Origin of the sequence: Paenibacillus sophorae, assembly GCF_018966525.1 — a bacterium.
GTDB lineage: Bacteria > Bacillota > Bacilli > Paenibacillales > Paenibacillaceae > Paenibacillus_AQ > Paenibacillus_AQ sophorae.
The window spans coordinates 4,641,260-4,658,405 of sequence record NZ_CP076607.1 but is presented as its reverse complement, the minus strand read 5'-3'; the positions used below and the strand labels follow the sequence as shown (position 1 = coordinate 4,658,405).

Genomic DNA, 17,146 nt, shown 5'->3' with positions numbered 1-17,146 from the left:
AACCAATGCTTCAGCTTTGCTTCGCTTTCGGTTCCTTTGATCTGTTTCAGACCGTTTATAAATAAACTAAGGGAGCTTTTGTTATGAAAAAGATCAGGTTGGCCGGAATTTTAATGCTGATTCACGGTTCATTGGATTTTAGCGCATTTTTTATGCTGTACCTTCCACTAGAAGACGTAGAGCGGCGTATTTCGTTTGCGCTTCCACTTTTTCAGGAGAATATGCGGCTCATGCTCATGATGAGCAGTATTGTTGGACTATGCAGAATCATCGGGGCAATTGGGGTGCTAATCAATCGAAAATGGGGATGGGTTCTGTCTCTCATTAACTGCACGGTTACGATCGTTTTGATGTTCGCTATGCTGCCGGCAGGCGTGTTAAACGGGTTGCTTACCTGTTCTGCGCTAGTGTTATTACTGATTGGCCGTTATGGTGCTGAAAAAATAGAACTTACATTAATAAAGTAAATTTAAATATGTGATTTAGTAATGATTGATTTTTGTGCGATAAAATGATAAGATACCGTCATAAACGTCGGTATTTATACTGACGCAAATGAATATAACAATCCTTCAGGGCAGGGTGAAATTCCCTACCGGCGGTGATGATTCGGATGACGCAGCAGCGGCATGCGAAAGACAAGTCCGCTACCCGGAACGCGCATGCCGCGCGGACGGTGGACCCGGTGAGATTCCGGGACCGACAGTATAGTCTGGATGGAAGAAGGAGAGAAAGCTGCTTGCTCTTGTCTTATAGGGCAGGCCCAATGAATCGGTTTCCGATATTATGTGCGATAATTCACAAGAACGTGCCGTTCGGCTACTTGTCCGCATATGGTTTTGGATGCTTTCATACTCTCAAACTGCCCATTCAAGGCTCCTTTCAGGAGTACTGAATGGGTTTTTTAGATTGATGACAATGGACGATGTGCAGGGGATCGGAGGTTAGGCATGAATGTAATGAATGACGAGTTCTATATGTCGCTTGCGCTTGACATGGCTGAGCGCGCCCAGGGGCAGACAGGGATTAATCCGGTTGTCGGCTGCGTTGTCGTTAAAGACGGGGCGGTCATCGGCCTGGGCACCCACCTTAAGCGGGGTACGGGCCATGCGGAGGTGCATGCGCTGAATATGGCTGCCGGACAGGCGGCGGGAAGCACTGCTTATGTGACGCTGGAGCCCTGCAGTCATTACGGCAAGACGCCCCCTTGCAGCGAGCGGCTGATTGCCGAAGGCGTGGCAAGGGTCGTAATTTCCTGCGAAGACCCGAACCCCCAGGTGGCAGGACGTGGAATCGCGATGCTCCGGGGGGCTGGAATCGAGGTTGAGGTCGGGCTGCTGCGCGAACGGGCCCTGCGGCTCAATGAGAAGTTCATTAAATATATACTGACGCAGCAGCCTTTCGTCACATTGAAAAGCGCCAGCACGCTGGACGGCAAAATTGCTACTCGCACCGGCGACAGCAAGTGGATTTCGAACGAGGCGGCGCGGGGAATCGTACATACGATGAGGCATCGTCATCAGGGCATCATGGTTGGCGTAGGCACGGTCATTGCCGACAATCCCTCGCTCACGACCCGGACCGAAGTTCCAGGCATCAATCCGGTGCGGATTATTATTGATTCGAACCTCCGCACGCCGCTTGAATCGTTGGTTGTGACCGACAAGCAGGCGCAGACGATTATTGTTGCGGCGGAAACCGCCGACGCTGTGAAGGAAGAAGCGCTGATGGCGGCCGGGGTGCAGGTGCTGCGCTGCGGCGCGGGGCCGCGTGTCGACCTGAATGCCGCCATGTCCAGGCTCGGCGAACTGGAGATCGGTTCCATCTTGCTGGAAGGCGGAGGCCAACTGAATGGGGCGATGCTGGAGCAGGGGCTAGTGGACCGTGTGGTGCTTTTTTTCGCTCCGAAGATTGTCGGAGGCGGCGCTGCGGCGCCGGCTGCGTTTTCTTTTGACGGGGTGGAACTGATGAAGAATGCCGTTACGCTGCGGGGTGTGGAAGTTGAGGTTCTCGGAGATAATGTGTGCATCAGCGGCATACCCGAGCTTGCATAGAAGGAGAGGGGAAGCAGGATGTTTACAGGATTGATCGAAGAAGTGGGCGTGCTGCGCGGCGTTTCCTCGGGCGGCGAGGTGATGGTGCTGCATATTAACGCTTCCGTCATCATGGATGATCTCAAAATCGGAGACAGCGTATCGGTCAATGGCGTCTGTCTGACGGCGACCTCCATTAGCGATCACGGATTTACCGCCGATGTCATGCCGCAGACATACCGTAACAGCACGCTTAAGGAGCTGCGGGTCGGCGGCCGGATTAATCTGGAGCGGGCGATGTCGGCCGGCGGGCGTTTCGGCGGGCATATCGTACAGGGGCATGTCGACGGAACGGGAACGATCCGAAGCGTAAAGCGTGATCAGAACGCTGTTGTATTCGAGATTGCGCCGGGCCGCGGGTCCCTGTTCAAGTTCATTATTCCAAAAGGCTCGATCACGATTGACGGAATCAGCTTAACGGTGGCGGGTACGGCGGCTTCATCGTTCACGGTGTCCATTATCCCGCATACGCTCAGTGAAACCGTGCTTGCCGACAAGCGCGCCGGAGATACTGTCAATATCGAATGCGATGTGCTAGGCAAGTATGTGGATCATCTGCTCCGCTACGGCTCCTCCCCGCAAAATGCTGAGGATGAGGAAGAGGCTCGGGGTTCCCGAATCAGCAGCGAATTTTTGGCGGCGAACGGTTTTTTATAAGAATCGGAAAGTATACAGCGAACCAGGAGGTTAAAGAAATGAGCCAATATAATAACGAAGATATTCGCCTGGACCCGATTGAAGAAGCCATCTACGATTTGATGCGCGGCAAAGTCGTCATCGTTGTCGATGACGAAGACCGCGAGAATGAGGGAGACTTTATCGCTTTGGCGGAACGGGCGACGCCAGAAGTCATCAATTTCATGATTACCGAGGGACGAGGGCTTGTCTGCCTGCCGATTACGGCGGAGCGGGCGGCGGAGCTGGATCTGAAGCCGATGGTCAGCCAAAATACCGATTTTCACGGGACGGCCTTCACTGTTTCAATCGACCACAAGGATACAACGACCGGCATCTCGGCTTATGAGCGGTCGCTGACCGCCAAGGCGATTATGGACCCGAAAGCCGGCCCGATGGATTTCCGCAGACCGGGCCATATGTTCCCGCTGATCGCCAAAAAAGGCGGCGTGCTGCGCAGAAGCGGCCATACGGAAGCCGCCGTCGATCTGGCCCGCATGTGCGGCGCTTATCCCGCTGCGGTGATTTGTGAGGTCGTTAAGGAAGACGGCACGATGGCCCGTCTGCCCGATCTGCACGAAATCGCCATGAAGCATGATCTGAAGCTCATCAGCATCGCGGACCTGATCCATTACCGCAATGAGAAAGAGAAGCTGGTCACCCGCGAAGTGTCGGTTCGTCTGCCCACCGATTTCGGTGAATTTCAGACGATTGCCTATACGAACGAGGTGGATGATAAAGAGCATGTCGCTCTCGTCAAAGGGGATATTTCCGGAGACGAGCCGGTGCTTGTCCGCGTGCATTCGGAATGCCTTACCGGCGATGTGTTCCACTCCCACCGCTGCGACTGCGGCCCGCAATTCGAGGCGGCGCTGCGTCAGATCGAAGCTGCGGGAAAAGGCGTTCTGCTCTACATGCGCCAAGAGGGCCGGGGCATCGGCCTGATCAACAAGCTGCGCGCGTATAAGCTTCAAGAACAAGGTCTCGACACCGTGGATGCGAATCTGGAGCTTGGTTTCCCGGCAGATTTGCGCGATTACGGAATCGGCGCGCAAATTCTGAAGGATTTGGGCGTTCGCCGGATCAAGCTGATGACGAATAATCCGCGCAAAATCAAAGGGCTGGAAGGTTACGGCCTTGAAGTCGTGGAGCGCGTTCCGATCCAGATGCCGGAAAACGAAGACAATACCAATTATTTGCATACTAAGCAGTCCAAGCTCGGCCACCTGTTGAAGTTCGATGATATTGAGCAGAACGAAAGCTCGAAGGCGTAAGCCGGTATTCAATTCTATAAGCAGATTCTTAACATAAGCTGACTAATTTGCTGACTAATTTATGGAAGGGTTGTTGATGAGTATGCCACAGATTTTTGAAGGACATTTAGTTTCGGAAGGTTTGAAATACGGGATTGTAGTGGGACGTTTCAATGAATTTATTACGAGCAAGCTGCTGTCCGGGGCACTCGACGCTTTCAAGCGTCACGGTGTTAAGGATGACGAAATCTCCGTAGCCTGGGTGCCGGGAGTGTTCGAAATTCCGCTGATTGCACAAAAAATGGCCGAAAGCGGCAAATACGACGCAGTCGTTACGCTGGGCACCGTGATCCGCGGTTCCACGACCCATTACGATTATGTGTGCAACGAGGTTTCCAAAGGAGTGGCCGCCATTAATCTCAAGACGGGCGTTCCGACAATCTTCGGCGTGCTGACGACTGAGAATATTGAGCAGGCAGTCGAGCGCGCCGGCACGAAAGCTGGCAACAAGGGATGGGACGCGGCGGTATCCGCCATTGAGATGGCTAATCTTTCCAAACTTATTTAAAGGAAACGGGAATTCAGGCAAGTCCGCTATTGACGAACCTGTCCAAAACGTGATTATTTATATGTATAAGGAAGAAAGCGAATCTAATCTTTGAGTTTTCGACTTGTGTAGCGCCCTCACTTTAGGCGCTGCACTTTACTTTTTTGCGGGAGGTTGGCTCGTGACTGTATTGTACAAGCTGGAGACGTTTGAGGGCCCGCTTGATTTATTGCTGCATTTGATCGACAAAGCGGAAATCGACATCCAGGACATTCCGGTCAGCGAGATCACCGAGCAGTACATGGAATATTTGCGGAACATGCAGGAGCTTGAGCTGGAAATAACAAGCGAGTTCCTGGTGATGGCCGCGACTTTGCTCTCCATCAAGAGTAAGATGCTGCTACCCAAGCCGCCCGTGATCGAGATCGACGATTTCGAATATTACGAGGAGGACGGCTTCGATCCACGGGCGGAGCTGGTGCAGCGTCTGATCGAATACCGCAAAATCAAGAGCATTGCCACCCAACTGATGGATATGGAGAGCGAACGCAGCCTTATTTTTACGAAGGAGCCGGAGGATTTGGCTCCCTTTGTGCCATCCCAGGTCGACAACACCCTGAAAGGCCTTCATACGTCGGATTTGATCGCCGCATTTCGCAAGGCGCTCGGCAAGGCGGCCAGACGCTCCTCCTATGCGCGGATTACCAGAGATGAAATCTCGGTCAAAGACCGCATCCGCGATGTATCCGAGGCGCTCCGGCGAACCGGAAAGGGAGGACGGCTGCGCTTCTCGTCGCTGCTGCATGAACGTATGGAGAGGCATGAAATCGTTGCGACCTTTCTGGCTATTCTGGAGCTGATGAAGATGAAGGCGATTTTGTGCTACCAGGAGAACTTATTTGACGACATTGTGATGGAATGGAGAGGAGCAGAAGACTTCAATGGATTACAAGAGTCTGAAATCGATTATTGAGGGATTGCTGTTTCTAGCCGGAGAGGACGGACTGTCCGCCCGGCAAATTGCCGAGATTACAGAGCAGCGGACGGAACTGGTTGCAGGGGCTATGGAGGAGCTGCGCGAGGAGCTGGCCTTACAGGGGCGCGGCCTTCAGGTCGTGCAGATAGCCGGCAACTACCGGCTCGCGACTTTGCCGGAGCATGCGCCGTATTTCGAGCGGCTGGCCTACTCACCTTCCCGCGCGTCCTTGTCGCAGGCGGCGCTGGAGACGCTGTCTATCGTCGCATACAGGCAGCCGATAACGCGGGTGGAGATTGAGGAGATCCGCGGGGTGAAATCCGAGCGGGCGATTCATACGCTGACCAATAAGGATCTTATTCAAGAGGTCGGCAGGGCGGAAGCTGTGGGGCGTCCGATTCTGTACGGAACGACGAAATCTTTCCTGGAGACCTTTGGGCTGGCCAGCCTGAAGGAACTGCCGGAGCCTGCCACACTGGAAAGCGGAGATAATCTGGAGGAAGAAACACAGCTATTGTTTGACAAGCTGGATACCCGCCAGCTGACAATTGATGAAGTGGAGCAATCCTAAAATGAAGTTTAAAGAGTCATAGACGCAATTGGTCTATGATTTTTTTATGTGAATTTTTCCAGTCCGAAAATGCCATACTAATCCAAGAAGTCCTTATTAAAGGTTGCTTGGAGGTTAACACGTGAAGCTATGGCTGTTGATTGGCGCCCTGCTGCTGCTGGCGGTCTCGATCTTGCTGCTCTCTTCCCGCATTCATATTCATTTCAGTTTGAACAGAACAGGACAGGATGACCGGGTCGTGCTTGATATCACCGCCCTTTTTGGATTGGTTAAGCTTCATTACTCGCTTCCGGCGCTCGCGTTCGTAGGATTTAAGCGCGGGCTTCATGTCAAGCTGGAAGAGACCGGTATCGCGCCTATGAAATCGTCGAAGGATGAAGAGACGGATATCAACAAGGATGACGTCATCGAATGGATGGAATATGGAAAAAAAGCGCTGCGCGCCACACAAGGGCTGAAACGCTGGACCGCCGATACGCTGTCCCATCTGCAGATTACGAAGCTGGACTGGTCCACCAATTTTTCGCTTGGCGACGCAGCGGGAACGGCAACTGCGGCCGGGGCGCTCTGGGGGCTGAAGTGGAGCCTGATCGGCTGGGCCTCACAGCGGGTGAAGCTGCTGCACCGTCCGCGCCTGTTCGTGGTTCCTGTGTTCGATGACGACGTGAAATTCTCCACCGAGGTCGATTGCGCCGGAAGAATATCGGCGGGCTACGCGCTGTATGCGGGATTCAGGCTGCTGGTGCGGGCCATGCAGGCGGATGAAGGCATCAGACAGTGGAAGGAGCTTGTCCGCGAAATACAGTCCCATAAACGGGGAAAAAGAGCCGCATGACCCTGGTGGGTTACATAGTAACGCCTCATTCGGGGGAATATACGTTGTGAAGGAATTCTATTCCCTAGAAGCCGAAGGAGGATACCAATATGAGTGACCACCCCATTCAAGGTCTGATGCAGACCGCGATGGAAAACATTAAAGGCATGATTGACGTCAACACCATCGTCGGCGAGCCGGTTCAGACGTCGGACGGCAGCACTATTTTGCCCATTAGTAAAGTTGCATTCGGATTTGCCGCAGGGGGCAGTGACTTCAGTGTGGAAGATGTTGACAAGTCTGCGCCTGGCCAAAACGGCGTGAAGCTGCTCCCATTCGGAGGCGGCAGCGGGGGCGGGGTTTCCATCCGGCCGATCGCTTTTCTTGTCGTCGGCCAGCAAGGCGTGCATATCGTGCCGCTCGACAACCAAACTCATATTTTTGAGAAAATTATCGATGCTACCCCAGGGCTGATCGACAAAATCCAGTCGATGTTTCCCGCTCAAGGCGGTCAAGGCACAAGTGCGGCTGCACCGCAGTCTGCTCAGTCGCCCGCAGAACCGGTAACCGTTACGCAGTAACCGAAAGGGAGTTCGGCAGACTGGCCCCCGTGAATCCGGTTCATGCCGGGGCATGCCGTAAAGACCGGTGCGGTCTGCCGCAAACATAAGGATATCGCTAGCTGCGGTATCCTTTTTTGCGCATCATGAAAGGAAGGGACATACCGTTCCCGAAACAAGCATACACTTGTACAAAATGCCGATAGGAACCCGGAGGATGAACATGAAGAGAGTAAATTTCGGATCATCTCTAGCCCTGGTCTGCATCAGCCTGCTCCTGCTCTTCACTCCGATTGCGGCGGCTGAAACTGAAACGGAGCAAGAGAGCGTATCTACCCATGCCAAGGCGTCAGCGCTGATTGATGTGGAGTCCGGGCGGATACTCTACAGCAGCCACGGCGATGAGCCGATGCTGATCGCCAGCCTGACCAAGATCATGACGGCCATCGTAGCCATTGAGAACGGCGATTTAAGCAGCAAGGTCAAGGTCGGGAAGAATGCTTTTGCCAAAGAAGGATCGTCCCTGTTTCTTAAGCAAGGTGAGGAGATGACGCTGGAGAACATGTTGTACGGTCTGATGCTGCGTTCGGGCAACGATGCGGCGACGGCCATCGCTGAGCATGTCGGCGGCTCTGAGGAAGGTTTTGTCCATCTTATGAATGCCAAGGCGGAGGAGCTGGGACTCGCCCATACTCAGTTTGCCAATCCACACGGCCTTGATGCCAAAGGACACTACTCCACCGCCAATGACCTTGCCGAGCTGACGGCCTATGCGCTGCATAATCCCGTATTCAAGGAAATTGTGAAGACGCAGGTGAAAACGGCGGATAATCCGTACGATAAATGGGACTACAAATGGAGCAACAAAAATAAAATGCTGCGGCTCTATGATGGAGCGGACGGAGTGAAGACTGGGTATACGAAAAAAGCGCTCCGCTGCCTGGTCAGCTCCGCTACCCGGGGAGAACAGCAGCTTGTTGCGGTAACGCTTAATGACGGCAATGATTGGAACGACCACGCCGCGCTGCTCGATTTCGGCTTTAACCGGTTCCCGCTGAAGACGATTATCGAACGGGGGGAGCAACTGAAGGGCTATAAGCTCGCGGCAGGCCTGAACTTCGCGTACCCGTTCAGGCAGGGAGAACAGGAGCATGTCGTCACGGAGCTGGTTCTGAATCCGAAGCGGGTGACCAAAGACGGCGCCGATAAGAACTTCGGGCTGCGGGGAACGCTCGTGCTGAAACTGGGCGGTGAGCCAATCGGCCAAGTGCCTGTCTATGAACCTGGCCGCCTGCCGCCGAAAAAGTCTCCGTATATGGAAAAATACGCATCTACCTCAGCCTACCCGGCAGATACATGGCTTCAGGCTGCCTATAGTGCGCTTCGTGCCCTGTTCCGGATCGGGGCGGAAGGAGGCGTCTCCCATGATTAACGTCATATGGCTGGGCATGATCGTCATTGGCTTTGTGTTCGCCGCCGTAAATGGCCGGATGGACGCCTTTACTGCCGCCGTGTTTGACGGAGCGAAGAATGGAGTAACGGTCAGCTTCGGGCTGATCAGCGTCCTGGTTTTCTGGCTTGGCGTCATGAAGATTGCGGAAGATGCCGGACTGCTGCGCACCATCGCCAGACTGCTTGGGCCGATTGTCAGCTTCCTGTTCCCGGATGTGCCGAAAGGGCATCCGGCGATTGGTTATATTCTATCCAATATGAGCGCCAACCTGCTCGGCCTGGGCAATGCGGCGACGCCGATGGGCATCAAGGCGATGCAGGAGCTTCAGACCCTGAATCCCGACAAGGATACGGCCACCCCCGCGATGTGCACCCTGCTGGCGCTGAACACCGCCAGCATTACGCTGATTCCGGCGACGCTGATCGCGATCCGCCTGAACTACGGCTCCTCCGATCCGGCGGACATCGTCGGGACGACACTCGCGGCGACCTTCGTTGCAACGCTCGCCGCCATTTTCGCGGACCGGCTGTGCCGCCGGATGCATCTGCTGCGAAGGCCGCCGGGGCCGCCTGCGGAGAGCAGCTCCCCCGCCAGGGGCGGATCGGCTTCACCACATTATCAAGTGAAAGGGTGACCGCCCTTGTACCAGATCATCAGCCTGATTTCAACCTGGGCCATACCCGTCATGATCGCATTCATTCCATTATACGCTTATGCCCGGAAGGTTCCCGTCTACGAATCGTTTGTAGACGGAGCCAAGGAGGGCTTCGGAACGGCAATCGGGATCATTCCCCATCTGGTCGGCATGATGGTGGCGATTAGCGTGTTCCGCGCTTCCGGCGCGCTTGATTTTCTCATGGGATTCATCTCGCCGCTGCTGCGCGGTCTGGGAGTTCCGCCGGAGGTGCTGCCGCTCGGATTGCTGCGCCCCCTTACCGGCACCGGGTCGCTGGCCTACGCTACCGAACTGATCCGCGTTCACGGCCCCGACTCGCTGATCGGCCGTATCGCCTCCACGATCCAGGGCAGCACGGACACTACCTTGTATGTGCTGACCGTCTACTTCGGCGCCGTCGGCATACGCAACGGACGCTATGCGCTCAAGGTAGGGCTCTTCTCAGACCTCGTAGGCTTTGTCGCCGCCATCGCGATCTGCCTGCTGGTGTTCGGCTGACGCCAAGCCTGCCTGGACGCGTAACGCCGGCTTCCTCTTTTTCATATGCTATTGAAGCAATGAAAAAGGGAGGAGACGCGGCATGTCGTATCAAGGGTTCATCATTCACACTTCCGTCTGTCCGTCTATCAATGGCAAGGGATTTGATTTCTGGATCGATGCTTCGGGCACAACCTATGCGGCGCCGCTTCTGACCGATCCCGAATATATCCACCTCTGTCTGGAGGGCGATTTCGGGAAGCCTTTGGCAGCTTCGTCGCCAGCCGAGACCAAGGAGCAAATTTTTGCGGCATGCCGGCTCATTCTTGATCTGGCCGCGCTGTACAAAATATCTCCGGTGATTGTCAAGCCCCACAACGATTCATGCCCCGGCCCCTATTTTCCCTGGAATGAACTTGTGCTTTATCCCGGCGATGGTTATCATTAGTCTGAGGTGACCAATCGACAATGGAAAGATTACAGAAAATACTGGCACAGGCCGGAGTGGCGTCCAGACGAAAATGCGAAGAGCTGATTCTGGCCGGCAAAGTGGAAGTGAACGGCGAGGTCGTGACAACGCTCGGAACGAAAGCCGATCCGGATACAGATATCATCAAGGTGTTGGGCAAAAGGATTTCGGGAGAGAATAAAATCTATATTTTGTTCAACAAGCCAAAGGGCGTTATTACAAGCGCTTCCGATCCGAAGGGCCGCAAAATCGTGACGGATTACATGAAGGGCATCAAGGAACGCGTGTATCCGATCGGAAGACTTGATTACGATACGGAAGGTCTGCTGCTGCTGACCAACGACGGGGAGTTTGCCAATCTGCTGACCCATCCGAAGCATCATGTGCCCAAGACGTATCTGGCTACGGTCAAAGGGATTCCGCACGGCACGTCGCTGGACAAGCTGAAGGACGGCATCAAGCTGGAAGACGGCATGACCGCCCCTGCGGAAGTGGAGTACAAGGATATTGACGAGGACAGCAAGGAGTCGGTCATCAGCATCACGATCCACGAGGGCCGCAACCGCCAGGTGCGCCGCATGTTCGAGGCGATCTCCCATCCCGTTATCCGGCTCAAGCGGATTTCGTTCGGCGATATTCTGCTGCAGAATCTGAAGCGCGGCTCGTACCGCCATCTAACCAAGGATGAGATCAACGGGCTGAAGCAGCTCGCTATGGCCGGACTGGCCAAAGGAAATAACACCCGCAAAGACACATAATGTTCACAAGTGCCGCAAAGACCCCACGGAAAAATGTGACCGTATTCGTTATAATGTTCATAGGATGTTCACACTTCTTGTTAACGATATGAACGGTATCATAGAAGGGGGCAATCTGTGTGGGCAAAGCGAGAAAACCGGTACAAATCATCATTTTGGTTCTGATCGTCCTGCTTGGCGGGTATGCGGTCGGAACCACTGCATTCGGAGGAGACGGCAAGCCCGAGGAGGGCAGCCGCGCTCCGTCCTTTGAGCTGCTAGGGTTGGACGGTAAGACCCATAAGCTGGACGAATATAAAGGTAAGCCGATTGTCCTGAATTTCTGGGGCTCCTGGTGCGCTCCGTGTGTAAAGGAAATGCCTGCTCTCCAGGCCCAGTGGGAGAAATGGAAAGCCCAGGGGGTCGTTGTCGTCGGCATCAATGTCGGCGAGGATCAAATGACGATCCAGAACTTTGTAAACGGTATCGGCGTCAACTTCCCGATTCTGATGGACCCGGATAGGGATGCGGTTCGCAGCTATGGGATCTCTCCTCTGCCGACGACCTTTTTTATCAACGCCAATGGGAACATCGATACGATCCATATCGGACAGCTTGATCTGAGTACGCTCGATGCGCAAATCGGAAAGCTGGTGAGCCGATGAGCGGACGTACACCCCTTTTCGTCAATACGAAATGCGAATGCGGACACCAGAATCCCGTCGGTACGGTGCTGTGCGAAGCGTGCGGCAAGCCGCTGCAGGGTAACGCGGACTCGGGTGATCCCCTTGAAATGCGCTATGACGGCATGGCCCGCCGTTCCCAAAAAGCCAATCCGGGCGTCATCGATCAGGTGTGGAACTTTTTTTCCTCGGTCAAAATCGCGATCTACTTGATCGTGCTGACGCTTCTCGGCTCCACGCTGGGAACCGTCTTTCCGCAGGAAAGCACCTTTCTCAATATCGATCCTTCCACCTATTACAAGCAGCGTTACGGCACAGCCGGCGAAATCTATTACAGACTCGGCCTATCCCATACGTATGAATCCTGGTGGTTCATCACTCTCCTGGTCATGATCGGGGCATCGCTTGTCATTTGCAGCCTTGACCGTGTGCTTCCTCTGTACAAAGCTCTCAGTAGGCAAAAAGTCCGCAAGCACCGCCGGTTTCTAACAAGGCAGAAGGTCGTACTGGTAAGAAAGATCGCGGAGGATTCGGATGCCTGGGTGGCAGGAGCCGTTCAGCCTCTGAAGAAACAGGGTTACCGGGTTATAACAGACGGCAGCGCACTGCTGGCGGAGAAGCACCGGTTCAGCCGCTGGGGGCCTTACATTATCCATATCGGCCTGATTATCTTTCTGCTTGCCGTGCTGGCAAGAGGGCTGCCGGGGCTTAATATGGATCAGCATCTTGCCTTTCCGCAGGGAGACATCATCCATATTCCGGACACCTCCTATTATTTGAAGAATGAGAAATTCACGGTAGAGTTCTACAAGGACGAGGAGATGCCTGAGGAATTCCGCGGCAAAAAAGTGCTGCCTAAGCTGTACGAAACGAAGGCGGTTCTATACGAATGCACGGCGGACTGCGGCGACCCATCCAAGGAACCAAAGCTAACGAAAGTGGCTTCGCATGCGATCCAGGTTAACGATCCTTTGAGCTACAAAGGAATGAAAGCGTATCAGTTTGATTATGACCTTACCCCTGTGCTGCGTTCGGTGACCCCGAAGCTGGTCAATTCCGCGACAGGAGAATCGTATGGATCGTTCAAGCTGGAGATGAAAAATCCGCAGCGCAGCTTTGCCGCCGGTCCGTATACGCTGGAGCTGAAAGAGAAGTATATGGAATTCGGACTGAATGAGGAAGGCCAGCCGATCTCCAAATCACCGTATCCGAACGCGCCCGCCTTTCTTTTTCTAATCAAGGGCCCGAACCTGCCGCCGGACGGCGAGCAGTATTTCTATTTTCCGAAGCAGAATGACAAGGCTGAATTCCAGCAGGACGCGATCAATAACAAGCTCGGAGGAGAGGACCGCTTTCTGGAGCTTGAGGTGGGTGATATGAGCGGCGTCGATTTCTCAGAGTCAACCAGCTATCTCAACATCCGCGTGGATCGTGCGATGCCGTTCGTCTGGGTCGGCGCCGGAATTGTCATGCTCGGCCTGGTGCTTGGATTTTACTGGCAGCATAGACGGATTTGGCTGACTGTGGACGGGGGAGAGCTGACGCTTGGGGCGCATACGAACAAGAACTGGTTCGGACTTCGGCGGGAAGTGAAGTCTTTCTTGGAGAAAATGAATATTTCCGTGGATGAAAAATCATTGGAAAATGGGGGAGGTCAAGCATGAGTCTGCTCGATTTCAGCAATGCTGCATTTATCGCAGCCTTTTTCCTGTACAGCGGAGCGTTCATGTTGTTTACCATCGCCATCATGGGGCGCAGATGGTCCGGCCGGAGTCCCAAGGAGCATACCGCGCGCTGGGGCAGAATCGCTTTTATCACCTCATCCCTCGGACTCTTGTGCCATCTTGCGTATTTCTTCACCCGCTGGGCGGGCGGGGGGCATATTCCCGTCAGCAACATGTATGAGTTCATGACCTTCTTATCCATGATGGTGATGGTCGCGTTTACCGTCATCTTCTCCATTTACCGCAAAATCCTGCTCGGTCTTTTCTCCGTTCCGATTTCCATCATTGTTATGGCCTATGCTGCCGTGTTCCCGCAGGAAGTGCAGCCGCTGATTCCGTCTTTAAGATCGATCTATTTGAATATCCATGTGACGCTGGCGGCTCTTGGAGAATCCTTTTTTGCGGTAGGATTTGCGGCTGGCCTGATGTATCTGCTGCGAACGGTCGATTTTAAAAGCTCGTCAAAAAGCGACAAACGCCAGCAGCGAGGAGTCGAATTTACGCTGTTCATCATCATCGTCATTATCGGATTTCTGGTTTCGGTATTCGCATTTCGGGAGGCGGGGTACGAGACGGTTTTTACCAGAAGCAACGTTACCGTTGACAATCCCGGGCAGAATGATAGTACAATAGAGAAAGTCATTTATAAAATGCCGCCCATTGTGGCACCTTACCATAGCGAAATTGAGAGCTTCCAGTCGATTCTTGGCGTAAAGAAACCGCTAACCGAAGCGCCGTTCTGGATGAAGGGTGTCAATGCCGGAAGGAAATTCAATACGGTGATCTGGTCGCTCCTGACTGGAGCTATGATCTACGGCGCATTGCGCCTCATTGTCCGGAAGCCGCTTGGCAAAGCGCTTCAACCCGTATTGGACGGAATCGACGAGGGCGATCTCGATGAGATTACATACCGGGCAATCGCCATCGGTTTCCCTATTTTTACGCTGGGGGCTTTGATTTTTGCCATGATATGGGCCCAGGTGGCATGGGGAAGATTTTGGGGCTGGGATCCGAAGGAAGTATGGGCTCTTGTGACTTGGCTGTTTTACAGCGCCTATCTCCATCTTCGGCTGGCGCGCGGATGGCAGGGCCGTAAATCCGCATGGCTGGCCGTACTTGGTTTTCTGGTTGTCATGTTTACTCTGGTTGGCGTCAATCTGGTTATCGCCGGACTCCATTCATATGCCGGAACAGACTAAGTTCTTAAGCCGGGATAACGCGAACGGGGGCGCCATTCTCAGTGTATCTTCTACTGTATCGATGAAGGGGTTGTTGTGAAATGGCAGAACATCTGAATAGAATTCTGGTGGTAGACGATGAGGAACGTATTCGCCGTCTGCTGAAAATGTATCTTGAGAAGGAAGGCTATGAAATCGACGAAGCAGAAGACGGAGAAATCGCGCTGCGCAAAGCAACCGCCGCCGATTATGGATTAATTCTGCTGGATGTCATGCTGCCCGGTATTGACGGCATCGAGGTGCTGACCCGGCTCAGAGACGTAAAGTCCACTCCGGTTCTCATGCTGACCGCCAAGGGCGAGGAGATCAACCGTGTGCAGGGCTTTGAAATGGGAGCGGACGATTATGTTGTCAAACCGTTCAGCCCGCGGGAGGTCATCTACCGGGTGAAGGCGATTATGCGCCGTTCCTCAGCGACCGCCTTTCTGTCGAAGGAGACGAATTCCAGCAACAATATCGTATTCACGCATCTGGTCATCGAGCATGACGCGCACCGCGTTACGGCTGGAGGGCAGGAGGTCAGCCTGACGCCGAAGGAGTACGAACTGCTGCATTATTTGGCGGTATCGCCGGACAAAGTGTTCTCGCGGGAGGAACTGCTGAAGGATGTGTGGAATTACGAATTTTTCGGCGATTTGCGCACGGTGGATACCCATGTGAAGCGTCTCCGCGAAAAGCTGAATAAGGTGTCGCCGGAATCTGCTGCGATGATCACGACGGTGTGGGGCGTAGGCTACAAGCTTGAGGTCCCGAAATAAGTGAACTTCTGGAGAAGCCTTGTCGGCAAGCTGTGGGTGACGATCATCTGTCTCGTTGCTGTCGTGCTTATGACACTGGGGCTGTTCCTGCTGCCATACATTGACAGCAACTTCGCCAATTCCGGCGCAATCAAACGGTTATTCATGTATACGGCCATGATCGGTTTTTCCATGACGACCTTCTTCGCACTGTTTCTGTTCACCAAGATTACGCAGCCGATGCATCAGGTTATCGAAGCGGCGGATGCTATCCGCAGGGGTGAGTACGGCAAGAGGCTAAAGCTTGTCACAAGCGATGAAATCGGAGAGCTGGCGACATCCTTCAATCATATGGCTGCTGAGCTGGAGGGTACAATCCGAAGTCTGAATCATGAAAAAGGGCTTCTATCCAGCGTACTTCGCAGCATGAGCGATCCCGTGATTACATTCGATAACGAAGGGCAGATCGTACTCACCAATCCGCACGGCCAGTCCCTGCTGGAAAGTTGGAGTGATTTGAAATGGGAGCAGGAAGGCGAAGACGATTTCGAATGCGTAAGCGGAGAGGCTCAGGGTGTTCCGCGTCCGCTGCGCCTGCTGTTCCGGCGCACGCTTCATGAAGGCGGCGACCACAGCTCCAATGTGCATGTGCGTCAGGATGTATGGTCGGTGCATATGGCGCCGCTCTATTCAGATAACCAAATTCAAGGCACCGTAGCCGTACTGCGCGATGTGACCGAAGAAGTCCGGCTTGAGAAAATGCGCCGCGATTTTCTGGCCAATGTATCCCATGAAATTCGCACTCCTCTGTCGATGATGCAGGGATACAGCGAAGCGCTGCTGGACGGCATGGCTTCTTCGCCGGAGGAGAGCAGCGAGCTTGTTCAGGTGATTCACGACGAATCGCTGCGGATGGGCCGGCTGGTGAAGGATCTGCTTGATTTGGCTCGGATGGACGCCGGACACACGGATTTGCACAAGGCTCCGGTCGACATGAACGAGCTGCTGGAACGGATATTCCGTAAATTCTCCGTGCGCGCCAAGGAGCGGGAAATTGAACTGCGCTGCATTAAAAAGAGCAGAGATCTATGGCTTCATGACGCAGACGAAGATAAGTTAGAGCAGGTTCTGACGAATCTGCTGGACAATGCCTTCCGGCATACTCCCGCCGGCAAAAGGATCGATATCGTAGCCGACTGGATTATTTATGCGAATCGGTCGGAGATTGAGGTCGAGGTTCGGGACGAAGGCGCGGGCATCCCTTCCGAAGATCTTCCTTTTATTTTTGAGCGATTCTATAAAGCGGATAAAGCCCGGGTCCGTGGGGAATCCGGAGGCACCGGCCTGGGCCTGGCTATCGTCAAGAATATCGTCGAATCCCACGGCGGACATATCTCGGCTGCCAGCAAACTAGGCGAAGGAACCTGTTTTACGCTTCGACTGCCTGTCGAAAAACAATAAAT

At 54.0% G+C, this 17,146-nt stretch carries 19 protein-coding genes and 1 riboswitch; all 19 genes read left to right on the top strand.

Annotated features, from left to right (window positions below):
• The first annotated feature begins 83 nt into the window (after nt 1-83).
• Nucleotides 84-467, top strand: a complete 384-nt coding sequence (locus tag KP014_RS22590) for a hypothetical protein (RefSeq protein ID WP_051499675.1) — start codon at nt 84-86, stop codon at nt 465-467.
• A 97-nt stretch (nt 468-564) separates the two neighbouring features.
• Nucleotides 565-732, top strand: a riboswitch (FMN riboswitch).
• A 218-nt stretch (nt 733-950) separates the two neighbouring features.
• Nucleotides 951-2,054, top strand: coding sequence for a bifunctional diaminohydroxyphosphoribosylaminopyrimidine deaminase/5-amino-6-(5-phosphoribosylamino)uracil reductase RibD (gene ribD, locus KP014_RS22585; protein ID WP_036592087.1), 1,104 nt, complete (start codon nt 951-953; stop codon nt 2,052-2,054).
• A gap of 18 nt (nt 2,055-2,072) precedes the next feature.
• Nucleotides 2,073-2,750, top strand: a complete 678-nt coding sequence (locus KP014_RS22580; RefSeq protein ID WP_036592085.1) for a riboflavin synthase — start codon at nt 2,073-2,075, stop codon at nt 2,748-2,750.
• A gap of 38 nt (nt 2,751-2,788) precedes the next feature.
• Nucleotides 2,789-4,042: a bifunctional 3,4-dihydroxy-2-butanone-4-phosphate synthase/GTP cyclohydrolase II gene (locus KP014_RS22575; protein ID WP_051499673.1), complete on the top strand. Its 1,254-nt coding sequence runs from the start codon at nt 2,789-2,791 to the stop codon at nt 4,040-4,042.
• 82 nt (nt 4,043-4,124) lie between these two features.
• Nucleotides 4,125-4,589, top strand: coding sequence for a 6,7-dimethyl-8-ribityllumazine synthase (ribH, locus tag KP014_RS22570; protein ID WP_025696978.1), 465 nt, complete (start codon nt 4,125-4,127; stop codon nt 4,587-4,589).
• 160 nt (nt 4,590-4,749) lie between these two features.
• Nucleotides 4,750-5,541, top strand: a complete 792-nt coding sequence (locus tag KP014_RS22565) for a segregation and condensation protein A (protein WP_036592083.1) — start codon at nt 4,750-4,752, stop codon at nt 5,539-5,541.
• Nucleotides 5,510-6,115: an SMC-Scp complex subunit ScpB gene (gene scpB / locus KP014_RS22560; protein ID WP_036592081.1), complete on the top strand. Its 606-nt coding sequence runs from the start codon at nt 5,510-5,512 to the stop codon at nt 6,113-6,115. The genes KP014_RS22565 and scpB overlap by 32 nt, the downstream gene beginning before the upstream one ends.
• Before the next feature lie 121 nt (nt 6,116-6,236).
• Nucleotides 6,237-6,950, top strand: coding sequence for a DUF2953 domain-containing protein (locus KP014_RS22555; protein WP_051499672.1), 714 nt, complete (start codon nt 6,237-6,239; stop codon nt 6,948-6,950).
• A gap of 89 nt (nt 6,951-7,039) precedes the next feature.
• The gene (gene ytfJ, locus KP014_RS22550) at nt 7,040-7,510 is read left to right on the top strand and encodes a GerW family sporulation protein (RefSeq protein ID WP_036592080.1); all 471 of its coding nucleotides are present in this window, start codon (nt 7,040-7,042) and stop codon (nt 7,508-7,510) included.
• A 196-nt stretch (nt 7,511-7,706) separates the two neighbouring features.
• Nucleotides 7,707-8,921: a D-alanyl-D-alanine carboxypeptidase family protein gene (locus tag KP014_RS22545; protein ID WP_036592078.1), complete on the top strand. Its 1,215-nt coding sequence runs from the start codon at nt 7,707-7,709 to the stop codon at nt 8,919-8,921.
• Nucleotides 8,914-9,576: a nucleoside recognition domain-containing protein gene (locus KP014_RS22540; RefSeq protein WP_090834170.1), complete on the top strand. Its 663-nt coding sequence runs from the start codon at nt 8,914-8,916 to the stop codon at nt 9,574-9,576. Before KP014_RS22545 ends, KP014_RS22540 begins: the two co-directional genes overlap by 8 nt.
• A gap of 51 nt (nt 9,577-9,627) precedes the next feature.
• Nucleotides 9,628-10,116 carry a spore maturation protein gene (locus tag KP014_RS22535; RefSeq protein WP_051500371.1) on the top strand — a complete coding sequence of 163 codons (489 nt, stop codon included), beginning with the start codon at nt 9,628-9,630 and terminating at the stop codon, nt 10,114-10,116.
• Between the two features lie 82 nt (nt 10,117-10,198).
• A complete protein-coding gene (locus KP014_RS22530; RefSeq protein WP_036599359.1) occupies nt 10,199-10,543 on the top strand; it encodes an N-acetylmuramoyl-L-alanine amidase in 345 nt (114 codons plus the stop codon).
• Between the two features lie 20 nt (nt 10,544-10,563).
• Entirely contained in the window at nt 10,564-11,322 is a 759-nt protein-coding gene (locus KP014_RS22525) for a pseudouridine synthase (protein ID WP_036599357.1), read from the top strand.
• A gap of 119 nt (nt 11,323-11,441) precedes the next feature.
• The gene (locus KP014_RS22520; protein ID WP_036599355.1) at nt 11,442-11,966 is read left to right on the top strand and encodes a redoxin domain-containing protein; all 525 of its coding nucleotides are present in this window, start codon (nt 11,442-11,444) and stop codon (nt 11,964-11,966) included.
• Nucleotides 11,963-13,648 carry a cytochrome c biogenesis protein ResB gene (resB, locus tag KP014_RS22515; protein WP_036599353.1) on the top strand — a complete coding sequence of 562 codons (1,686 nt, stop codon included), beginning with the start codon at nt 11,963-11,965 and terminating at the stop codon, nt 13,646-13,648. Before KP014_RS22520 ends, resB begins: the two co-directional genes overlap by 4 nt.
• Nucleotides 13,645-14,907 (top strand): cytochrome c biogenesis protein CcsA, encoded by a 1,263-nt coding sequence (gene ccsA, locus KP014_RS22510; protein WP_036599351.1) that lies wholly within the window; start codon nt 13,645-13,647, stop codon nt 14,905-14,907. Before resB ends, ccsA begins: the two co-directional genes overlap by 4 nt.
• A gap of 80 nt (nt 14,908-14,987) precedes the next feature.
• Nucleotides 14,988-15,704 (top strand): response regulator transcription factor, encoded by a 717-nt coding sequence (locus KP014_RS22505; protein WP_025689300.1) that lies wholly within the window; start codon nt 14,988-14,990, stop codon nt 15,702-15,704.
• On the top strand, nt 15,705-17,144 hold the full coding sequence (locus tag KP014_RS22500) for an ATP-binding protein (RefSeq protein WP_036599349.1): 1,440 nt from the start codon (nt 15,705-15,707) through the stop codon (nt 17,142-17,144). It abuts the gene before it with no gap.
• The last annotated feature ends 2 nt before the right edge of the window (nt 17,145-17,146 follow it).